The following is a 21593-nucleotide window of genomic DNA, read 5'->3' on the forward strand; positions in this document are numbered from 1 at the left end:
CGGCGCTCTACGGGAGAAAGGGGAGCCGGGGGTCGCGGAGCCAGGTCCAGAAGAACGTCTCCAGGGGGCGCGTGCTGTAGCGCTCGGCGTGGCTGGTGAACTGCCGCGTGCTGACGGTCCCATATCGGTGGGCGGCCGTCCATTCGCGCAGCATGTGGTGGAACGCCGCGTCGCCGAGCGTCCGGCGCAGGGCGTGCAGGGCGAGCGCGCCGCGCTTGTACACGCGGTCGTCGAACAGCCGGTCCAGCCCGGGGTCGGCGAGGGCGAAGTCCTGCGGCAGCGCGGCCAGCTTCCGGTGCGCCCGCCTCGCGTGCTCCTCTGCGGGCTCGCCTCCGGAGTCCTCCGACCAGAGCCACTCCGCGTACGCGGCGAAGCCCTCGTGCAGCCAGATGTCCCGCCAGTCGCCGATCGTCAGGCTGTTGCCGAACCACTGGTGCGCCAGCTCGTGGGCGACCAGCCGCTCGCTGCCCCGGCGGCCGTCCGCGTGGTTGACGCCGAAGATCGACATGCCCTGAGCCTCGATCGGGATCTCCAGCTCGTCGCCCGCCACGACGACGGTGTAGCCGTCGAACGGGTAGGGCCCGAACCGCTTCGCGAACGCCTCCAGCATCTGCCCCTGGCGGCCGAAGTCGTGCCTGACCCGGGCGGCGGCCCGCCACGGGAAGGCGAGCCTCTGCGGCACCGGACCGGGCACCACCTCCTGGCGGTATCGCCCGATCTGGACGCTCGCCAGATAGGTCGCCATCGGCTCGCGCTGCTCGTACACCCACGTGGTGGCCGATCCCGCGCGGCGCTTGGCGGCCAGGGCTCCGGTCGCGACGACCTCGTACGGCGAGGCGGTCGTCACCGAGATCCGGTAGGCCGCCTTGTCGTCCGGGCGGTCGTTGCAGGGGAACCACGACGGTGCGCCGATCGGCTGGCTGGCGACGAGCACGCCGTCGGTGAGCTCCTCCCAGCCCAGCTCGCCCCAGCGTGTCGAGATCGGCCGCGGGGTCCCGGCGTAGTGCACCTCGGCCACGAACGGCTCGCCCTCCCGCAGAGCGGCGGCCGGGGTGACGACGAGCTTGTCACCCCGGCGGGCGTGCCGGGCTTGAGCACCCCCCACGAGGACCTTCCCGACGCGGAACGCGCCCAGGTCGAGCCCGAACGACTCGGTCTGTCGCGTAGCCACGGCCGAGATCCGCGCCACGGCGGTGAGCTTGTTCGGCCCTATCCGGTAGTCGAGGGACAGGTCGTAATGCTCGACCCGATACCCGTCGTCGCCTCGATTCGGAAAGTAGGAGTGGGCCACGCTCACGTTCGTTCAGGTCCCCTTGCTCAGCACTACAGGCGGCGTCAGTCAGACGGGGCCCACGCCGCGATCGGGTTCCCGAGCCAGCGGGTCCGCGCGGGCACGGACTCGCCGCGCATCACCAGGGACGCGGGCCCGATCGTGGTGTTCGCCCCCACCTCCGCCGCGGGGAGGACGACCCCGTGCGGGCCGAGCGTCGCGCCCTCCCGCAGCACCACCGTATCGATGCTCATCACCCGGTCGTGGAAAAGGTGGGTCTGCAGCACGCAGCCCCGGTTCACGCTCACCCCGTCACCGAGCTCGATCAGGTCCGCCTCGGGCAGCCAGTAGGTGTGGCACGACACCCCGCGCCCGATCCGCGCGCCGAGCGACCGCAGCCACAGATTGAGCGGCGCGGTCCCCAGCCAGGCCTCGGCGAACCACGGCGCGGCCAGCACCTCGACGAAGTTGTCCGCCAGCTCGTTGCGCCACACGAACGAGCTCCACAGCGGGCGGTTGCCGGCGCGGATCCGGCCGACCAGCGCCCACTTCGCCAGGCTCGCGGTCACGGCCGCCGCGATGCCCGCCGCCAGCAGCGTCACCCCGCCGAGCAGCGCCGCCACCGCGAAGCCGTACGACGCCGCGAGCCATTCGAGGGCCGCCGCCACCAGCACGGCGAGGGCCACGGTAGCCATCGCCGGGACGAGCCGGCACAGCTCGACGGCCGCGCGGGCCACCTTCAGGGCGATCGGCGGGTCGTAGGTGCGGCTCCGGTCGCCGCCCTCGGCGGTACGGCGGAGCTCGACCGGCGGCATGCCGAGGTAGGACGAGCCGGCCTTGGCCTTCTTCGGCGTCGCCGAGAGCACTCCGACGAGGCCGTCCTTCGGCACCTTGCGGCCCGGTGCGGTCATGCCCGAGTTGCCGAGGAACGCGCGCTTCCCGATGCGCGCGCCGGCCAGCCGCAGCCGCCCGCCCTCCAGCTCGTACGGCGCGACCATCGTGTCGTCGGCGAGGAACGCCCCGTCCCCGACGGAGGTGAGGGACGGCAGAGCCAGCACGGTCGACAGCTCGACGTCGCGGCCCACCCGCATCCCGAGGGCGCGCAGCCACGCGGGCGTGAGGACGCTGGCGTACAGCGGGAACAGCCAGACGCGGGCCATCGCCATCAGGTGGCCGGTGGCCCAGGCCTGCCAGGCCACGCGGCTGTGGACGGGGTGGCTGCCCTCACGCAGGCCGATCGCCAGCAGGCGGACGCACACGTGGATCGCGAAGGCCAGCGCGGCCATCCCCGTGATCGTCGCAAGCGGCACGCCGTACAGCGCGGCCGTCAGCGCCTCGCCCAGCGTCGCGCTGCCGTGCAGGAACCGGCCGAGGACGACGAGCCCGGCCAGCGCCGCGACCGCCGGGAGCAGGCTGAGAACCAGCGCGGACAGGCCGTACAGGGCGACCCACCGCCGGGAGCGCGCCGGCCGCTCGGAGTGCCGCCTGGCCTTGCCCTTCCGGATGGCGGGAGCCCCGGCCCAGCGATCGCCGGCCGGGACGCTGCCCGTCACCGCGGACCCAGGCGCGACCTGCGCGTTCTTGCCGATCCGCGCGCCCGGGAAGAGCGTCGCGCGGGAGCCGACCGTCGCGCCGGCGCCCACCTGGATCTCGCCGACGTGCAGGAGGTCTCCGTCGAGCCAGTGGCCGCTGAGATCCACCTCGGGCTCGACGGCGGAGTTGGCCCCGAGGTTCAGCATGCCCGTGATCGGCGGCAGCGAGTGCAGATCGGCGTCCTCGCCGACCTGCGCGCCGAGCGCCCGCGCGTAATAGTTGATCCAAGGCGCGCCGGACACCCCCGCGACACCCAGCCGGGCGGCGAGCTGCTCGGCGGCCCACAGGCGGAGGTGCACGCCGCCGCCGCGCGGATAGGCGCCGGGCGTGACGCCGCGGAGGAGCACGCGGGCGCCTCCGGCGGCGATGGCCATCCGGCCCGCCGGGGTGAGGAACAGCAGCCAGCCCGCGAGCACCCAGCCCCAGGGAACGGCGGGCGCCCACGGGAAGGAGAAGAGGTTGTTGAGCGTGGCCAGCACGGTCACCCAGCGCAGGGCGCCGACGGTCAGCAGCGGCACCATCAGCGCCGCCTGCGCGACCGACGCCCGCGCCGGCATCGGCCGTACGGTCCGCCCGGTCGTCCGGATCGGAGTGGTGTCCGTCCCGGACAGGTGGGCCGCGAGCCCGCGAAGGGTCGGGTTGTCGTAGAGGTCGCCGACGGCGACGGCGGGGTACCGCTCACGCAGGAACGACACCAGCCGCGCCGCCGCGAGGCTGCCGCCGCCCTCGGTGAAGAAGTCGGCGTCCGGGTCGCTCGTCGTGACGCCCAGGATCTCGGCCCAGCGCCCGGCGAGCCATCTCTCCGTTTCCGACAGTTCCTGCGGTCCCGGCACTTCCCGGCCTTCGGCACCGGGTGCGCCGGCCGAGGTCGGCAGCGGCCAGGGGAGCGCGTCACGGTCGATCTTTCCTGAGGTCCGCGTCGGCAGGGCGTCCACGGACGCCAGGCGGGGGACCAGCGCGGCGGGCAGCGACTCGCGCAGCAGCGCCCTGGCGGCGGCCTGGTCGAAGCCCTCGCCGGGGACGACGTAGCCGACGAGCAACTGGTGCCCGGCGGCGGCCGTCCGCACGGCCGCCGCCGCGCCCGCGACACCGGGCAGCGCCTGCAGCGCGGCGTCCACCTCGCCCAGCTCGATCCGGCGGCCGCCGAGCTTCACCTGCTCGTCCGCCCGTCCGACGAAGACCAGCCCCTCCGGGTCCGCCCGCACGAGGTCGCCGCTGCGGTAGGCCCGTTCCCAGCCGAGAGCGGGAAGCGGGGCGTACTTCTCGGCGTCCTTCGCCTCGTCGAGGTAGCGGGCGAGCCCCACTCCGCCGATGACCAGCTCTCCGGTCGCGCCCATGGCGACCGGCTCACCGGTCTTGTCCACGACGGCCAGGTCCCAGCCGTCGAGCGGCAGGCCGATCCGCACGGGCCCGCCGCCGTCCAGCCTCGCCGCGCAGGCGACCACGGTGGCCTCGGTCGGACCGTAGGTGTTCCACAGTTCGCGTCCCGGCACGGCCAGCCGTTCGGCCAGCTCGGGCGGGCACGCCTCGCCGCCGAAGATGAGCAGGCGGACGCGGTCGAGGGTCTCCATCGGCCACAGCGCCGCCAGGGTCGGCACGGTCGAGACGACGGTGATGTGCTTGTCCACCAGCCAGGGACCGAGGTCCATGCCGGTCCGCACGAGCGCGCGCGGAGCGGGCACCAGGCACGCGCCGTGCCGCCATGCCAGCCACATCTCCTCGCAGGACGCGTCGAAGGCGACGGACAGCCCGGCGAGCACCCGGTCTCCCGGTCCGATCGGCGCGTCCGCGAGGAACAGCCGCGCCTCCGCGTCCACGAACGCGGCGGCGCTGCGGTGCGTCACCGCGACGCCCTTCGGCGTGCCGGTGGACCCGGACGTGAAGATGATCCACGCGTCGTCGCCCGGCCCCGGCGCTCCTGTACGGCCCGCCGGCGCGCGGTGCGTGGCGATGGCCGAATCCGGACCGATGGAGGCCCCGATGGAGGCCCCGATCGAGGCGCAGACGGCGGCCTCGGAGAAGACCAGGGCGGCGCGCTCGTCCGGGTCGTCGGCGTCGACCGGCACATAGGCCGCGCCCGCCGCCAGCACCCCGAGGATCGCGATGTAGAGGTCCGCGGTGCCGGACGGCACGCGCACGCCGACGCGGTCGCCGGGCCCGACGCCCATGTCGCGCAGCCGGGTGGCGAGCCGGTCCACCTCGGCGCGCAGACCGGCGTAGTCGAGGATGACCGTGCCGTCGTCCAGCGCGGGCTGGTGGGGGTGCCGGCGGGCCGTCCGGTCGAGCACGTCGAGCAGGGTGCGGGCCACCGGGGTCTGTCCGCGCGAGGGGAACACCGCGGGCGTCTCCCACGGTCCTTCCGTCGCGAGGAGGTCCGCCGTTCCAACCGTCGTTCCGGCCGTTGGTGGGCGCAAGCTATCTCCTGTCGTCGAGCGGCAGCCGTTCCGCCGTGTCGTCCTAATCACGGGGAGCGCGCGTGGCCGCGCGGCGCGTGGAGCCGTCCCTCGTAATCGTGCCTGCCCGCCTGGGGCGGACCTGAATGCGAACAGCGCCCAGGATCGCCCTATTCCACCGATTATCCCTTACGGCCGGGGCCCGCCCTCGTGCCGCGTGGGGCGTTGGCGTGAAAGACCTGGTCCCCGGCTCGCCGGTCGGCGGGCCGGGGACGGGCGCTTCAACCGGTCAGCTGGGCAGGCCCCACGCCGCGCCGGGCTGGCTGATGGGGACCGGGGCGATCGTCAGCGGGGGAGTGGAACCGGCAGGGTACACGAGCACCTCCCGGTCCTTAGCCAGGTCGATCTCGATGATTCCGTTTCCGGCGTCGCGCCACGTGGCGGGCGAGCCGTCGTCCAGCGTGACCGTCAGCGTGGAGTCCTGCTGGGGCGTGACGTCCAGCCGGTCGAGGTTGGGGCCGCCGTTGACGGTCGTGGCCGTGGCCTTGATGAGGTTGGTCCCGGCGGTGAGGGTGTCGGTGAACGAGAGGGTCTGCCAGGTGTCCCAGTTGGCCGTCCCGGGGAACAGGATGGTGCCCGCGTTCATGCCGTTCACCGTGATGGCCATCGGGCGCTCCACGGTCGTGCCGTTGGCGTACCGGAACGTGAACGTGGCGCGGGTAGTGGCCGCCGCGTTGACGGTGAACTCGATCGAGCTGCCGGTGACGTTGTCGAAGTTGACGAAGCCCGTCCCGGTGAAGCCCAGATGATTGGACTCGACGACGCCCTGGGAGATGGTAGCGCTCTCGGCCTGGTAACTCGTGGTGACGCTCTGCGGCTCAACCTCCAGCGAGTCGAGGTTGGGGGCGCCGTTCGCCGTGGTCGAGGTGGCCCGGATCTTGTTGGCCCCGGCGTTGAGGGTGGCCGGGATCGTCACCGTCGTCCAGGTGTCCCAGTTGGCCGTGGGCGGGAAGTCGGGAGTGGCAACCGTTGTGCCGTTCACCGCGATGGCGGTCGGGCGGTTGGCGGTGGTCCCGTTCGCGAAGCGAAGGCGCAGGTTGACCGGGCCGGCCGTCGCCGCGTTCACGGTGAACTCCAGATAGCTGCCGGTGACGTTGTCGAGGTTGACGTAGCCGGTGCCGGTGAACCCGGTGTGCAGCGTCTCCAGGATGCCCTGCGAGATGGTCGCGTTCTCCGCCTCGTACACGGTGGCCGCCGTCGACTGCGCCAGGCCGTGCTTCAGCCGGAGCGGCTCGCCCGCGAGGCTGCGCAGCCGTACGAACTTGGTGACGCCCCCGGAGCGGACGGCGCTGACGAGGAACGCGCCCTGCACGCGGAAGTCGTGCAGCGTGACGTCCTTCCACGCCGACGGGATGGCGGGGAAGACGCGGATCACCCCGCCCCAGCTCTGGCAGAGCATGTCGTGAATGGTCTGCGAGCCCGACAGCGGCGTCTCGATCACCGGGCCGGCCTCGGTGTAGTGGGTGTTGGCCCGGCACGGGAAGGACGTCGTGGGGTCGAAGAACTTCATGAGATACGACAGGGCGGTGTCGCCCCGGCCCATCATCGCGTACATCGACCCGGCGCCCGTGTAGCTGAAGCCGCGGTGCGCGCCGGTGAGCGACTGCCAGCGGACGACCGACTTCTCGATCAGCGCCCAGTTCTGCGGCTGGTCCCAGTTGACCAGGTACAACGGATAGATCATCAGCAGGTGGGAGTAGTGCCGGTGCGACTGGTCGTACGGCGTGCCCGCGCCGATCATGTAACCGTTGGAGTCGGTCGGGTACGGCGTGAGCTGGCTGAGCACCTGCCGCCACTTGCTCTCCAGCGGGTCGGCGATGCCCAGCCGGACCGACGAGTCCAGCAGGGTCTGGCAGCCCCACCGGATCAGCGCGAGGTCGTAGTTGGTGTCACCGCTCGGGACGACCGGGTACTCCGGTGAGAGCGTGGACGGCAGGTGCAGCTTGCCGTCGCTGCCGGTCGTCAGGAAGTGCAGGTAGTAGTTGATCGCCCGGCGCAGGAGCGGGAAGAGGGTGTCCCGCAGCAGCGTGTCGTCCATCGTGTGGCGGTAGGACAGCCACACGTTGTGCAGCGCCCAGGTCAGGTCGCCGACCTCCGCGCCGGACCCCGGGGTGCCCACGCCCCGGTTGGCGAACATGTCGGAGCTGCGGCCCACGCCCGCGGAGTCAGAGCGGTACGCGCTGCCCACGTTGTTGATCAGCTGCTGCTTGTTGTCGGAGAGCGTGGAGGTGAGTGAGTCGAGCTCCAGGTGGTTGGAGCCGTGGATCAGCCAGTATTCGAGCTCCACGTTGAGGTTCCACCACACCGCCGGCCACGGCGTGGGCTCCAGCCACGGCCCGGTCGTCGCCATCACGGGAGCCCCCGCCCGCGTGGCCGAGGCCACCTTGTAGAGCTGGATCCAGTGGAACGCCTGGAGGCGCTGGTCGGGGATCGACACGAAGCTCTTCTTGTAGAAGTCGTGCCACCAGGCCCGGTGGGTGTTCAGATAGGTGGCATACGCCACGGCGCTCGCCGTCTGCACGCGGTTGAGCGACGTGGCCTCGGCCGTGGTGGCCGGATAGCTGTGCGCGACCGTCAGATAGAGGAGACGCTGGCCGGAGGACGGCCCGGCGATCTCCCGGTACGCGGTGGCGGTCTGGCCGCCCCCGGTGAGCGGCTGGATGACCTGCTTCACGTCGCCGGTCGTCTTCGTCGTCCACGTCGGGTTCTCCGTGTAGCCGGAGGGCGGCGCCTCCGACGCGGACCGCGGGGTGATCGCCTTCTCAGGCGTGAACACCCACTTGACCTTTTCGGAGCCGCTCGGCGTGACCGAGGCCACGAAGACCTGGTCGTGGATGGACACCTGCAGCGTCAGCGTGCCGGAGCTGGTCGTGATGGTGCCGACCAGTTCGGCGTTCCACAGGTCGAGGCGCCAGTCGACCGACGAGATCGTGCCGACCGGCTGCAGGGTGAGATGACCGACCGGCAGACGGGCGGTGCCCCAGCCGCTGCCGAACTGCGGCCGGTGGTCCTGAACCTCGCCGTGCTGGACGGTGAACCGCACCTGGTTCTGGTTCGGCTCCTTGTAGACCATCGAGCCGAGCCGGCCGTCGCCGAGGAAGGGGCCTTCGTGCCAGACCGTGGGCAGCCTCTTCCAGATCAGGTCCTGCCCGCGCAGGAAGTCCGCCCACTGCGTGTCGGTGGTCATCCGGTTGTCGAGCGGCACCCCCGCGGCGAGGGCCCGCTCGGGCAGGGCGGACGTACGGCCCGCCGTCGCCGCTGCCGCCGGGGCCCAGGGGGACAGGGCCGCGACGGCCGCGCCTCCGACCGCCATGCCGATAACCGTTCGCCGCGACACGGGGTACTTGTCAGCGGGGTATTTGCCGGCGGAGTGATCATCGGTGGGGCAGTTGCCATCGTCCATACGCACCTCACACATCGGATCTATTTGGTTGTTAAGGACATTAATGGATGGAATCTGCGCTGTAAGGACCCAAATCATCGGACCTTAGCGCCTAGTCCTGCGCCTTTCCTCCGGCGAGGCGGCTGATCATGAGGGCCACCAGGATGATCACGCCGTAGACGAGCTGCTTCCACTCGCCCGGCACTCCGCGCAGAGTCAGGATGTTCTCGACCAGGCCGATGACGAGCACGCCGGTCAGCGCGCCGAACACCGTGCCCTTGCCGCCGTCGAGGCTTACCCCTCCGATCACCGCCGCCGCGAACACCATGAAGATCCAGCCGTTGCCCTGGTTGGCGCTGATCGAGCCCAGCCAGCCAGTGGTGAGGACCCCGGCCAGGGCCGCCAGCACCCCGCCGATGACGAACACGCCCCACACGACGCGCTCCACCCGCACGCCCGCCGCCCGCGCCGCGTCCGCGTTGCCGCCGATGGCGTACAGCGACCGGCCCAGCCGGAAGTAGCCGAGCGCGACGATGCCGACGGCGAACAGCGCCCCGGTGATCCAGATCGACGCGGGCAGGCCCAGCCACGTGGCGCTGCCGAGATAGAGGAACGACTGCGGCAGCTCGAACAGGCTCTTGCCGCCGGTGAGCCCGAGTTGGAGCCCCCGCACGACGATCAGCATCGCCAGCGTGACGACGAACGCCGAGAGCTGGAAACGCAGAATCAGAAAACCGTTGACCGTCCCGAGGAGGGCCCCGATCAGCAGGCACAGCGGGATGGCGAGGAACGTGGGCAGCCCGATGCCGAACCCTCCGGCCGACGACGGGATGACGAGCATCACCGCCAGCGCGGGCGCGAGGCCCACGGTCGACTCCAGCGAGAGGTCGAACTTCCCAGTGATCAGGATCAGCGCCTCGGCCAGCACGACCAGCGCGAGCGCCGTCTGCTGCTGCATGACGTTGATGAGGTTCTCGGCCGTCAGGAACGTCGGGCTCACCACCGCGCCCGCCCCGAGCAGGACGAGGATCACCGGCACCAGCGTGAGATCCCTGAACCTGCCGAGCCGCAACGCGACCGGCGCGACCCTCATCCGCTCACTCCGCTCAGTCATGCCACACACTCACGCTGATCACCTATGCGATTCACTTATGCGACGCCTTCCATCAGGGCGACCAGTTCCTGGTCGGTCCAGCCGCGCGGCAGGTCCCGGACGACGCGGCCGTGGAACATCACCAACACCCGGTCGCAGACGCGCAGGTCGTCGAGTTCGTCGGAGACGACGAGCACGCCCGAGCCGCGGCGTGCCGCGTCCTCGATCGCGCCGAGCAGCGCCTCCTTCGCCCGGACGTCAACCCCTGCCGTCGGGTCCACCACGACCAGGGCCTTCGGCTCGTTGGAGAGGGCCCGGGCCATCACGGCCTTCTGCGCGTTGCCGCCGGACAGCTCGCCCACCGGCTGCTCCGGCCCGCTCGCGCGGATGTCGAGCTCCCCGATCATCCGGGAGGCGTACGCCCGCTGCCTGGCCGTCGAGACCGCGCCGTACCGGCCAAGCCTTCGCGTGACTGGCAGCGTGACGTTCTCCGTGAGCGACAGCAGAGGAACGAACCCCTCCTTGTTTCGGTCCTCGGGGACGAATCCCAGGCCCGCCTCCAGCGCGGCCGCCACGTCGCCGGGGCGGAGCCGTACGCCGTCGATCGACACCGTGCCACGGCCGGCCCCGCGCAGCCCGGCGAGGGTCTCGGCCAGCGCCACCTTGCCGCTGCTGCCCGACCCCGCGAGGCCCAGCACCTCGCCCCGGTGGATCTCCAGGCTGACGTCCTCGTAGTGCCCCCCGAGGCTCAGCTCGTCCGTGCGTAGCACGACCTCCGGCGCCGGTGCGGCGCGGTCGGATCGCTCGCCCAGCGTGACGGCGTCACCCGTCATCGCCGCGACCAGGTCACCGTGCGGCAGCTCCGCTACAGGCGTGGTGAGCACGTGCCGCGCGTCACGGAACACCGTCACGTCGTCGCACACCTCGTAGACCTCGTTCAGGTGGTGCGAGATGAACAGCATCGTGACGCCCTGTTCCTTCAGGGCGCGCATGCGCGCGAACAGCCGCTGGATCGCCGGACCGTCGAGCTGCGCCGTCGGCTCGTCGAGGATGATGAACCTCGCTCCGGCCGACAGCGCCCGCGCGATCTCCACGAGCTGGCGCTGCTCCACCGTCAGCTCACCCGCGAGCCGGTCAGCCCGGACGGCCACGCCGTACCTTTCGAGGATCTCCTGCGAACGGCGGCGGAGCCCCCGCCACCTGATCGGGCCGCCGTCCGACTGGCGGTTGAGGAACAGGTTCTCCGCGACGCTGAGGCTCGGAATGATGGTCGACCTCTGGTACACGCAGGCGACCCGCCGCCGCCAGCCGTCCCGGTCGCCGAGCGGAGGCGCGGGCTCGCCGCCGAAGGACACCGTGCCCTCGTCCGGGCGGGCGAGCCCGGTCAGGATCGAGACCATCGTCGACTTGCCGGCGCCGTTGCGCCCCACGAGGGCGTGCGTCCTCCCGGGCGCGATCCGTATCCCGGCGCGGGTGAGCGCGACCGTGGCGCCGAAACGCTTCGTGACATCAACCGCTTCGACGGCTGTCCGTTGATCTGTCACTTGATCTGGTTTCCCCAGAGCGCCTTGTCGTCGACGTTATCCTTGGTCACGAGCGGAGCCGGAAGCTGGTCCTCCAGGCCGTTGGGGAGCTGGATGATCGTGCTGTCGTGGTCGGTCGGTCCCGGTGTGAAGGTCTTCCCGTCGACCGCGGCCTTCGCGTAGTAAAGGGCGTATTTGGCGTAGAGGTCCGCCGGCTGCGACACGGTCGCGTCGATCTGGCCGGCCCGGATCGCGGCGAACTCCTGCGGGATTCCGTCGTTGGAGACGACGAAGATGTGCTTGGCGTCCGTGGGCGGCACGAGCAGGTTCTTCGCCTTGAGCACCTGCAGCGTGGGCGCGAGGTGGACGCCGCCCGCGTGCATGTAGATGCCCTTGATGCCGGGATGCTGCTGGAGCAGGGTCTGCAGCATCGCGGCGGCCTTGCCGCCGTCCCACTCCGTCGGCGCCTCGTACACCGTGATCCCGGCGTACTTGGTCTTCATGCAGTCGCGGAACGCCTCCGCCCGGTCGCGGCCGTTCACCGACGACAGCGACCCCATGAGCTGGACGACCTCGCCCTTCCCGCCGAGCTTGTCGCCGAGGAACTCGCACGCCTTCTGCCCGTACGCCCGGTTGTCGGCGCGTACGACCATGTAGACGGGGCCCTTGTCCGGCCGGGTGTCGACGGAGACGACCGGGATCTTCTTGTTGGCGAGCTGCTCCAGCGTCGACACGATCGCGCCCGTGTCCTGCGGCGCCATGACGATGGCCTTGGCGCCCTGCCCGACGAGGGCGTTCGTGTTGGCGACGAGCTTCTGCACGTCGTTCTGCGAGTTGGTCGCCGGGAGTAGGTCGACCCCCAGCTCCTTGGCCTTCTCCGGGACGTACTTGATATAGGAGTTCCAGAAGTCGGAGTCCGCCCGGGGATGGTCGATGCCGACCTTGCCCCCGGCCGCTCCGGCGCCGCCACCGGTCGTGCCCCCGGTGGTGCCGGGGCTCGTGTCTCCCGAGCCGCACGCGGCCAGTGACAGCGCCATCGCCAGCCCCGCCACCGCCCCTGCAGGACCCCGCAATTTCATATCGCCTCCGCTGTATCGGCTCTAATGATCCGATGTATATCGGGGCCGGTGAGCGATGGTCAACCTCCTTAACGAATTAGTGACCGCGATCGATATATGCGATGATCGTTCCCTTCGCGTGCTTCGATCGGCGCGCTGAACCGCTGGGCCATGCCGTACGGCACTGCCGGGCCGAGCTAGACATCCGATGCCTGCTTACTGGCGGCCGGCTTGGCGGCGGGGGAGGCGCATGGTGAGGAGCTTGGCTCGGGGCGCCACTCGCCCGGCGAGGTTGAACAGGGCCTCGGTGCGCGTGCGATCCGCGTCGAGGTGTGTGAAGAGGTTGACGCCCAGATAGAACGTGATCGCGGCGTACGCGAGGTCGCGCGGGGGGAAGAGCTTGGCCAGCGGGGACCCGCCGATGACGCGCTCAAGCGTCTGCTCGACGAAGTCGATCCACGGCTCGGCCCGCTTGACGATCTCCTCCCGCAGCTCGGGCCGGGCGATGCTCGCGCCGACCAGCTCCGAGAAGAGCGTGATGTGGCCGCCCTCGATGTCCGCCCGGTAGATGCCTGTGGCGACCTCGACGAGCTCCTCCAGGCTCTTCGCTTCCGCCACGATCTCCCGGTAGGCCGTCATGCGCTGCTCGGATGAGCGGTCGAGGGCGGCCAGCAGCAGTGGATCGACGCCACCGAAGTGGTAGAAGACCAGCGCCGAGTTGACACCGGCCGCCTTGGCGATCGTCCGCGCGCTCGTCCCGGCGTACCCCTCGGTGCGGAGCGTCTCGGTAGCCGCCTCGATCAACCGTTCGCGTGTCTCGGCTCCCGATTGCTGCTTCCCGGCCACGGCATCCCCGCTCAGTGCGCACTCATCCTTGGGTTTGGCCTCATCATAAGGTTTAATCGCTTGATTAAACGTCATGCGGGTGGGAGCAGCCGGAACCCGGCTACAGCGGACGTGCCCGTTCGACGGGACGGACGTGGTCGTGGTCCTTGTCGCGATGGAGTTCTTCCGGGGATCCCGTGCCATCGATGACGAACAGGCCGATGGGATAAGCCAAAACCATTACCGCCAGCACCATCACAATGGCGCTTTTTTCCAGATTCAGGTCTAGCCAGATCGTCAGGTATGCCAGCGCCATGACGCACAGAAGAAGCCAGCCACACGCCTCCGCGTGTTGCTCCCTTTGGATGCGTGTGGCCAGCGCGGCGGTTACGAGCCAGACAAACGCCACAACTTCCGCGGCGACGATGAAACGCTGCGTTCGGACGAACGCCCGCTCCCCCTTGAAGCGCTTTCGCAGCCGTGTTTCCTGAACGATCCCGATCAACAGAAGCGCGAGGAGTAGCAGCGAAGCCAGCACGAGAAGCCAGATGAACACAGGAAACGAGAGGAACCCCGGCACGCTTCCCGCTGGCGGCGGCGTCGCCGGACCTCCCGGGATGAGCCGTGCCCCAGGCGTGACGACCCGGCATCCGCTCACTGTCGGAATCGATCCCAGCGGACATGAGGCTGGCGCTGTAGGTCGGGGAGGGATTAATCCGGAAAATACCGGATTCGGTGTCGGGCCCACAGCCAAATCCTATGCGGCGTGCGTGAAAAGCTTCTCTGGTCAGCGGCATATGGGAAATGGTGAGCACCAGGTGCGACGTTCCTGTTAACGCTGAGTGGTGGATGGCTGGGAAGGCCGGCGCCTCGAGAGCAATGATCAGAACCTGTGGATGGCCCTCGGCCTGGTGACGTGAAGAGGCGTACCTTCCGAGAAAGATCTGGAATCCATGGCACTTTGATCAAGCGCCGGGGCATGCGGGCCCCGTGCTCGCGCTACCGTGCGCCTGCGGCAGCGGGTCACCAAGGGATCCAGCTCGAGGGCCGCCGGAGTCGCGGTCAGGAGGCGATACTCAACCCGCCTGGCACGCCACGCAGTGTCGGTCTGAGCGACTCCAGGACGACCAGGAGCGCGAGCCCGACTGAGTCGGCGAGCGCCATGTCGTCCTCTGGCGCAGGGCTGTCGTCGACCGTCACGACGAGTTCGGGCAGCCGGTCGTCGTAGGACGCCTCAGGACGGGCCTGACGCGATCGCAGGACGTCGAAGCTGATCCGGCCGACCACCGTGGTCAGCCAGCCGGCAAGGTTGTGGATGGTCGCCGTGTCCTGTCGGGAGAGCCGCAGCCAGGTCTCCTGGACCACGTCCTCGGCGTCGGCGTGCGATCCGAGCATGCGGTAGGCGACCGCGCGCAGCCGGTCGCGCTGGGCCTCGAACGCCTCGGCAACCGAGTCCGTCGGGCTGGTCCACCTGCGCGCCAGCCAGATCAACGGCTGTAGCCCGTGCGTCTTTGCCGGGGTCGCGGCGGCCAAGAAGCACGGAGAGACCGACGAGCGGCTGCACAACGTGGTCACCTGAGAAGTCAGCCCGGCGTCTGACGACGCTTTGGGAAGGCGTACGGCACGCCGCTCGTCCTGAGTGGGCGAGCGGCGTGCCATACCGGCGGCTGTGCCTGTTGGGCGGGGTACGCCCGCTGTCAGCGGGTGGGGGAGCCGGGGTCGGTGAGGCCGGCGCGGCGCAGGGCTTCGGCCATGGCCCCGCTTGGCGCGCCAGAGCCTCGGTTGGAACCCCTGGAAGAGTCACGGCTCGCCCTGCCCTGGTTCTGCCGGGGCTGGCCACCGCGACCCCCCTGCGAGGCCCCGCGCTCGCCGTCGCGCTGTTCCCGCTGGCCTCCCCGCTGACCTCCGCGTTGGCCGTCTCGCTGCGCCTCGCCTCGGCCGCCGCCTTGGCCCGCGCGGTTGCCGGGGGCGGTCTCGTCGTCGAGGCGGAGCGTCAGGGAGATGCGCTTGCGCGGGATGTCCACGTCGAGCACCTTCACACGTACGACGTCGCCCGGCTTGACCACGTCGCGCGGGTCCTTGACGAAGGTGTTGGACATGGCCGAGACGTGGACGAGGCCGTCCTGGTGGACACCGACGTCGACGAACGCGCCGAAGGCCGCCACGTTGGTCACCACGCCCTCCAGGAGCATGCCGGGCGCGAGGTCCGCGATCTTCTCCACGCCCTCCTTGAAGGTCGCGGTCTTGAAGGCCGGGCGGGGGTCGCGGCCCGGCTTCTCCAGCTCCTTGAGGATGTCGGTGACGGTCGGCAGGCCGAAGGTGTCGTCCACGAACTCCGCGGGCTTGAGCGAGCGCAGCGCCGCCGTGTTGCCGATCAGCGTGCGGAGGTCGCTCTTGGTCGTCTGGAGGATGCGGCGCACCACGGGGTACGCCTCGGGGTGCACGCTGGAGGCGTCGAGGGGGTCTTCGCCTCCGGGGATGCGGAGGAAGCCCGCGCACTGCTCGAACGCCTTGGGGCCGAGCCGCGGCACCTCCTTCAGCCCGCGCCGGGACCGGAAGGGGCCATTGGCGTCGCGGTGCGCCACGATGTGCTCCGCCAGCCCGGAGCCGATGCCGGAGACGCGGGTCAGCAGCGGGGCCGAGGCCGTGTTGACGTCCACGCCGACGGCGTTCACGCAGTCCTCGACCACCGCGTCGAGCGAGCGCGACAGTTTGATCTCGGACAGGTCGTGCTGGTACTGCCCCACGCCGATCGACTTCGGATCGATCTTGACGAGCTCGGCGAGGGGGTCCTGCAGGCGGCGGGCGATGGAGACCGCGCCACGCAGGGAGACGTCCAGACCGGGAAGCTCCTGGGAGGCGTAGGCCGACGCCGAGTAGACCGAGGCCCCGGCCTCGGACACCATGACCTTCGTGAGGTTCGGCATGAGCTTGACGAGCTCCCCGGCGAGCTTGTCGGTCTCGCGGGAGGCCGTGCCGTTCCCGATCGCGATCAGATCGACGCCGTGCTCGGCGGCGAGCCGCCCGAGGACGGCGAGGGACTGGTCCCACTGCCGCTTCGGCTCGTGGGGGTAGATCGTCTCGGTGGCCACGACCTTGCCGGTCGCGTCGACCACCGCCACCTTCACGCCGGTCCGCAGGCCGGGGTCGAGGCCCATGGTCGCGCGGGTGCCGGCAGGAGCGGCCAGCAGCAGGTCGCGCAGGTTGGTGGCGAAGACCCGGACGGCCTCCTCCTCGGCCGCCTGCCACAGACGGGTCCGCAGGTCGATGCCGAGGTGGACGAGGATGCGGGTGCGCCACGCCCAGCGGACGGTGTCCGCCAGCCACCTGTCCGCAGGACGGCCCTGGTCGGAGACGCCGAAACGCCGCGCGATCCGCAGTTCGTAGTCGTTCGGCTCCTCCGCCTCGGGGTCGAGTGTGAGAGAGAGGACCTCTTCCTTCTCGCCGCGGAACATCGCGAGGATGCGGTGCGAGGGCAGCTTGGTGAAGGGCTCGGAGAAGTCGAAGTAGTCGGAGAACTTGGCTCCGGCTTCCTGCTTGTCGTCCCGGACCTGGGCGACCAGACGGCCGCGGGACCACATCCGCTCGCGCAGGTCGCCGATGAGGTCGGCGTCCTCCGCGAAGCGCTCGACGAGGATCGCGCGGGCGCCTTCCAGCGCCGCCGCCGTGTCGGCCACTCCCTCCCCGACGAAGGCCTCCGCCGTGGCCGCCGGGTCGAGCGACGGGTCGGCCAGGAGCTTGTCGGCGAGCGGCTCCAGACCCGCCTCTCTGGCGATTTGGGCCTTGGTGCGGCGCTTGGGCTTGAAGGGCAGGTAGATGTCCTCCAGCCGGGCCTTCGAGTCGGCCGCCATGATCTGCGCTTCGAGCGCGTCGTCGAGCTTGCCCTGTGAGCGGATGGACTCCAGGATCGCCGCGCGGCGCTCCTCCAGCTCGCGCAGGTAGCGCAGTCGCTCCTCGAGTGTGCGCAGTTGCGCGTCGTCGAGCATGCCGGTCGCTTCCTTGCGGTAGCGGGCGATGAACGGCACCGTGGCTCCACCGTCGAGCAGGTCGACGGCCGCGGTGACCTGGTTCTCGCGCACGCCGAGCTCTTCGGCGATCCGCTGCTGAATAGAGATCGTCACAATCCTGATCCACCTTCTTCCGGGAGGCTCTCATTGTGCCGGATCGGCGATGCGGGCCGCCCTCACTCGCCTGCGGACCCCGCACCCCGCCCCCGCGGGCGTCCCACACCCTGGCCCGCCCGTACGCCCTTGAGCGCCGGCCCGCCCGTACGCCCTTGAGCGCCGTTCTCCGCGATGCGCCAGTATGGTCTGTCTGCCAAGCAACGCCGTAGGTGACAAGGAGAGTGAGCCGGGGTGACCACGTCGGCGCAGCGGGAGGCGTCCGGGACGGTGCGGGCGTGGCTCCTGGAGGGCCTGCACCGCGAACGCGTGCCGTCCGGTCCGCACAAGGACAGCCCGGAGAAGCAGCACACCTGGTGGCAGGTGATGTGCCTGACCGGTGTGGACTACTTCTCCACCCTCGGCTACCAGCCGGGCATCGCCGCCGCCGCGGCCGGGGCGCTGTCGCCGATCGCGACGTCCCTCCTGGTGGCGCTCACCCTGTTCGGGGCGCTGCCGACCTACCGCGCGGTGGCCGAGCAGAGCCCCAACGGCATGGGATCCATCGCGATGCTGGAGCGGCTGCTGCCCCACTGGTGGGGCAAGCTCCTCGTGCTGGTGCTGCTCGGCTTCGTCGCCACCGCGTTCATCTTCACGATCACGCTGTCGGCGTCGGACGCGACCGCGCACATCCTGGAGAACCCCTTCGTCCCGGGCTTCCTCGACGGGCAGCAGGTCCCCATCACGCTGCTGCTGATCGCGCTGCTCGGCGCGATCTTCCTGCGCGGCTTCAGCGAGGCCATCGGGCTCGCGGTCGTGCTGGTCGCCGTATATCTCGTGCTCAACGTCGTGGTCATCGCCGTGGCGCTGTGGGAGGTCGTGTCCCACCCGCAGCTCATCGACGGCTGGCAGCACACGCTGACAGCCGAGCACTCCAGCCCCCTCGCGATGATCGGGGTGTCGCTGCTGGTGCTGCCCAAGCTGGCGCTCGGCCTTTCCGGATTCGAGACCGGGGTGGCCGTGATGCCGCAGATCCAGGGCGAACTGCGGGAGCGGATCAAGGGCGCGCGGCGGCTTCTCACGACCGCCGCGCTCATCATGAGCGTGTTCCTCCTCACCAGCAGCGTGGCGACGAGCATGCTGATCCCGGCGAAGGAGTTCCAGACGGGCGGCAAGGCGAGCGGCCGCGCCCTGGCCTACCTCGCCCACGAGCATCTCGGCGACTGGTTCGGCACGGCGTACGACATCAGCACGATCGCCATCCTGTGGTTCGCGGGCGCGTCGGCCCTGACCGGCCTGCTCAACATCGTGCCGCGCTACCTTCCCCGGTACGGCATGGCGCCCGACTGGGCCCGCGCGGTCCGTCCGCTGGTGCTGGTCTTCACCGCCATCGCGTTCGCCATCACGCTCCTGTTCGGCGCGCAGGTGGAGCCGCAGGGCGGCGCGTACGCCACGGGGGTGCTGGCCCTGATCCTGTCGGCCGCGGTCGCCGTCACGATCAGCGCGTACCGCGCGGGGCGGGCTTTCCCGGCCGCGGCATTCACGGTGATCTCGCTGGTCCTCGGCTACGCCGCCGTGGAGAACATCAGGGAGCGCCCGGACGGCCTCAGCATCGCGCTGCTCTTCGTCGTGGCCATCGTCGTGACGTCGCTGGTCTCGCGGGCCACCCGCTCCACGGAGCTCCGGGTGACCAAGGTGGAGCTGGACGAGGCGGCCCGCCGGATCGTCATGGACAACCCCGGCGAGCTCCGCCTGATCGCCAACGAGCCGGACGCGCGGGACTCGGCCGAGTACGCCGAGAAGGACCGCGAGACACGGGAATATCATCACCTGCCCGACGACGAGCCGATGATCTTCCTGGAGGTCACCCTCGGCGACGCGTCGGAGTTCGAGTCCGAGCTGCTGGTGACGGGGGAGACACGGCACGGGTATCAGGTGCTGTCCGTCCGGAGCGCGGTGGTGGCCAACACGATCGCGGCGATCCTCTTCCACCTGCGGGACATGACGGGCAAGCGGCCCCACGTGTACTTCCACTGGGCCGAGGGCAACCCGGTCGGGGCTCTGCTGCGCTACCTGGTCTTCGGCGGGGGCGACGTGCCGCCGCTGACCCGCGAGGTCATCCGGAAGGCGGAGCCCGAGACCGGCCGCCGCCCCCAGGTGCACGTCAGCTGAGACGTCAGCTGAGACGTCAGCTGAGACGTCAGCTGGGAGGTGAGCTGGGAGCGGATGACGCCGGATGACACGGTGAGGGCCGGGACGGAGAAGACGCTCTCCCTCCCGGCCCTCCAGCGTTCCCTTACCGGTTCCGCCACCGCGCCTTACCGCGCCGATCGGACATGCGTCGGGCATGGGTGACCGGCGCGGAAGGCTACTGGCGGTGATCGGTTCCGGTCACGGCACTACCCGATTGTGAGCTTGTCGATGTTGGGTCCGCCGTCGGCGGTGCTGGATGTCAGCTTGATCGTGTTGGACCCGGAGTTCAGCGTGATCGGGATGGTCTTGGTCGCCCAGGTGTCCCAGTCGGCGGTCGGCGGGAAGGACAGGTCGTTGGCGACGAGGACGCCGTTGACGGTGATGTCCATCGGCCGGTTGACGGTCGTGCCGTTGGAGTAGCGGATCGTGAGCGAGGTCGCGCGGGCCGTGGTTGAGCTGACGGCCTGCTGCAGGTAGCTGCCGGCGATGTTGGTGAAGTTCACGAACCCGGTGCCGGTGTAGCCGAGGTGGTTGGACTCGACCACGCCCTGGGAGATCGTGGCGTTCTCCGCCTGGTAGTCCACTGCGGCCGGAGCCGGGTCGACCTCGATGTAGTCGGTGTTGGGGCCGCCGTTGGCCGTGACGCCCGTCGCCCGGATGAGGTTGGTCCCGGCGTTGAGCGTGGCGGTGATGGTCTTGGTGGCCCAGGTGTCCCAGTTCGCGGTTGGCGGGAAGGACAGGTCGTTGGCGACGAGGTTGCCGTTGACGGTGACGTCCTCCGGCCGGTCGACCGTGGTGCCGTTGGCGTACCGGAGCTTGATGTTGTACTGGCCGGCTGTCGGCGCGTTGACGGCCCACTGGACGTAGCTGCCGGCCACGTTGGTGTAGTCGACGAAGCCGGTCCCGGAGTAGCCGAGGTGGTCCGACGCGACGGTGCCCTGGGAGATCGTCGCGGTCTCCGCCTCATACCGGTTGGACGGGGTGGGTGAGGGCGACGGGGACGGGCTCGGCGACGGCGACGGGCTGGGCGAGGGGGAGGGGCTGGGGGTGGCGTTGTTGGTCCACTGGTAGGCCCGCATGTTGGTGGTCAGCATGTAGGTGTCCTGCAGCGACCCGGAGGTGTCGCCGAGCGACCGGTAGATGCCCCACTTGGGCCGCACGCGGTCGCCGAGGTAGGTGTCGATCCCGGTCTTGGACTTGTCCAGGATCGTCGTCCCGGCCTTCTTGATCACGAATCGCAGCGAGCCGGACGTGCCGTCACCGATCTTGGACTCGACCTCCACGTCGATCCAGGAGTTCTGCAGCGGCACCAGCGGCGTCGACCCGATGATGATGCCGTCGTTGAAGTCCTCCATCTGGATGATCTGCTGGTTGCTGCCGTCCCGCTCGAGCGAGATCGTCATGATCGGCGACGATCCGGTGCCCGGCATCTTGAACTGCATGATGTGGGTGAAGGTCGTCGTGCCCTTCAGCGTGCTGGGGATGTACAGGGAGTAGGTGATCCGCCAGGTCTGGCCGGTCAGCATCTCCAGGTACGGGCCGCCCGCGGGGGTCCGCATGCCGGAGACCTCCTGGCGCTGCCGGTCGGTGCTGCTGTCGCGGTCGACCATGTGCATGTTCCACCGGAAGTTGTTGCCCTCGGTGAAGATGTGCGGCTGGCCGGCCGGGTGCGAGTCCGCCCGGTCGTCCTCGACCGTCTCGAAGGCCGCCAGCCCGTCGGTGCTGGCCGTGGGGGCCCACTTCAGCTCCCAGCCAGGTGCCGCCTGGGCGGGGGTCTGGGTCAGCGGCAAGACCCCGAGGGAGGCGAGCAGCGCTCCGCCGAGGACTGCTAAGAATCTTTTCTTTTTCATGGCCCGGTTACTCCAGGTAGTCGAGATTGGGGCAGCCGTTGGCCTTGGTGGCTACGTCGCGCACGATGGTGCTTCCGGCTTGGGGGGATACTTCTGGTAATTATGATGTCCCAATTGCCGGTTGCGCCGCCAGTGATCGAGTGAGGTGATCCGAAAGGCGGAGCCCGAGATCGGCCGCCGCCCCCAGATCCATGTGAGCTGAGGGACGACGGGGAGGAGGGGGCCACCCGGCCCGCCGGGTCACGCGACCGGG

13 protein-coding genes are annotated in these 21593 nt (G+C 70.2%); 2 read left to right on the plus strand and 11 right to left on the minus strand.

Features of this window, described 5'->3' with window-relative positions; translation table 11 throughout:
- Positions 1 to 7: 7 nt before the first annotated feature.
- The 9 genes from N5079_RS08370 to N5079_RS08410 all read right to left on the minus strand — a co-directional run bounded on the left by N5079_RS08370 (position 8) and on the right by N5079_RS08410 (position 14688).
- Positions 8 to 1297 (minus strand): M1 family metallopeptidase, encoded by a 1290-nt coding sequence (locus N5079_RS08370; RefSeq protein ID WP_261583019.1) that lies wholly within the window; start codon positions 1295 to 1297, stop codon positions 8 to 10.
- Positions 1298 to 1335: 38 nt separating this feature from the next.
- Positions 1336 to 5277, minus strand: a complete 3942-nt coding sequence (locus N5079_RS08375) for a Pls/PosA family non-ribosomal peptide synthetase (protein ID WP_261583020.1) — start codon at positions 5275 to 5277, stop codon at positions 1336 to 1338.
- A gap of 268 nt (positions 5278 to 5545) precedes the next feature.
- Positions 5546 to 8629, minus strand: a complete 3084-nt coding sequence (locus tag N5079_RS08380; RefSeq protein ID WP_261583021.1) for a glycosyl hydrolase family 95 catalytic domain-containing protein — start codon at positions 8627 to 8629, stop codon at positions 5546 to 5548.
- Positions 8630 to 8810: 181 nt separating this feature from the next.
- Positions 8811 to 9812, minus strand: a complete 1002-nt coding sequence (locus tag N5079_RS08385; RefSeq protein WP_261583022.1) for an ABC transporter permease — start codon at positions 9810 to 9812, stop codon at positions 8811 to 8813.
- A 35-nt stretch (positions 9813 to 9847) separates the two neighbouring features.
- A complete protein-coding gene (locus N5079_RS08390; protein ID WP_261583023.1) occupies positions 9848 to 11335 on the minus strand; it encodes a sugar ABC transporter ATP-binding protein in 1488 nt (495 codons plus the stop codon).
- On the minus strand, positions 11332 to 12393 hold the full coding sequence (locus N5079_RS08395) for a sugar ABC transporter substrate-binding protein (protein WP_261583024.1): 1062 nt from the start codon (positions 12391 to 12393) through the stop codon (positions 11332 to 11334). Before N5079_RS08395 ends, N5079_RS08390 begins: the two co-directional genes overlap by 4 nt.
- A gap of 195 nt (positions 12394 to 12588) precedes the next feature.
- Positions 12589 to 13176, minus strand: a complete 588-nt coding sequence (locus N5079_RS08400; RefSeq protein WP_261583025.1) for a TetR/AcrR family transcriptional regulator — start codon at positions 13174 to 13176, stop codon at positions 12589 to 12591.
- A gap of 142 nt (positions 13177 to 13318) precedes the next feature.
- Positions 13319 to 13753, minus strand: a complete 435-nt coding sequence (locus N5079_RS08405; protein ID WP_261583026.1) for a hypothetical protein — start codon at positions 13751 to 13753, stop codon at positions 13319 to 13321.
- Between the two features lie 506 nt (positions 13754 to 14259).
- Positions 14260 to 14688: a sigma factor gene (locus tag N5079_RS08410; protein WP_261583027.1), complete on the minus strand. Its 429-nt coding sequence runs from the start codon at positions 14686 to 14688 to the stop codon at positions 14260 to 14262.
- On the opposite strand from N5079_RS08410, the gene N5079_RS08415 reads away from it, so the two are divergent.
- Entirely contained in the window at positions 14684 to 14776 is a 93-nt protein-coding gene (locus N5079_RS08415) for a hypothetical protein (RefSeq protein WP_315967806.1), read from the plus strand. The two genes, N5079_RS08410 and N5079_RS08415, sit on opposite strands and share 5 nt — an antisense overlap.
- A gap of 118 nt (positions 14777 to 14894) precedes the next feature.
- On the opposite strand, the gene N5079_RS08420 is transcribed toward N5079_RS08415, so the two are convergent.
- Complete coding sequence (locus N5079_RS08420; protein ID WP_261583028.1) at positions 14895 to 17318, minus strand: Tex family protein; 2424 nt, start codon at positions 17316 to 17318, stop codon at positions 14895 to 14897.
- A gap of 234 nt (positions 17319 to 17552) precedes the next feature.
- Between N5079_RS08420 and N5079_RS08425 the strand changes: the two genes are divergently transcribed.
- On the plus strand, positions 17553 to 19469 hold the full coding sequence (locus N5079_RS08425; RefSeq protein WP_261583029.1) for an amino acid transporter: 1917 nt from the start codon (positions 17553 to 17555) through the stop codon (positions 19467 to 19469).
- Positions 19470 to 19696: 227 nt separating this feature from the next.
- Here N5079_RS08425 and N5079_RS08430 read toward each other — a convergent pair whose 3' ends face one another.
- Positions 19697 to 21340, minus strand: a complete 1644-nt coding sequence (locus N5079_RS08430) for a CBM35 domain-containing protein (protein ID WP_261583030.1) — start codon at positions 21338 to 21340, stop codon at positions 19697 to 19699.
- Between the last annotated feature and the right edge of the window lie 253 nt (positions 21341 to 21593).

Source organism: Planotetraspora sp. A-T 1434 (assembly GCF_025420585.1).
GTDB lineage: Bacteria > Actinomycetota > Actinomycetes > Streptosporangiales > Streptosporangiaceae > JAOEGB01.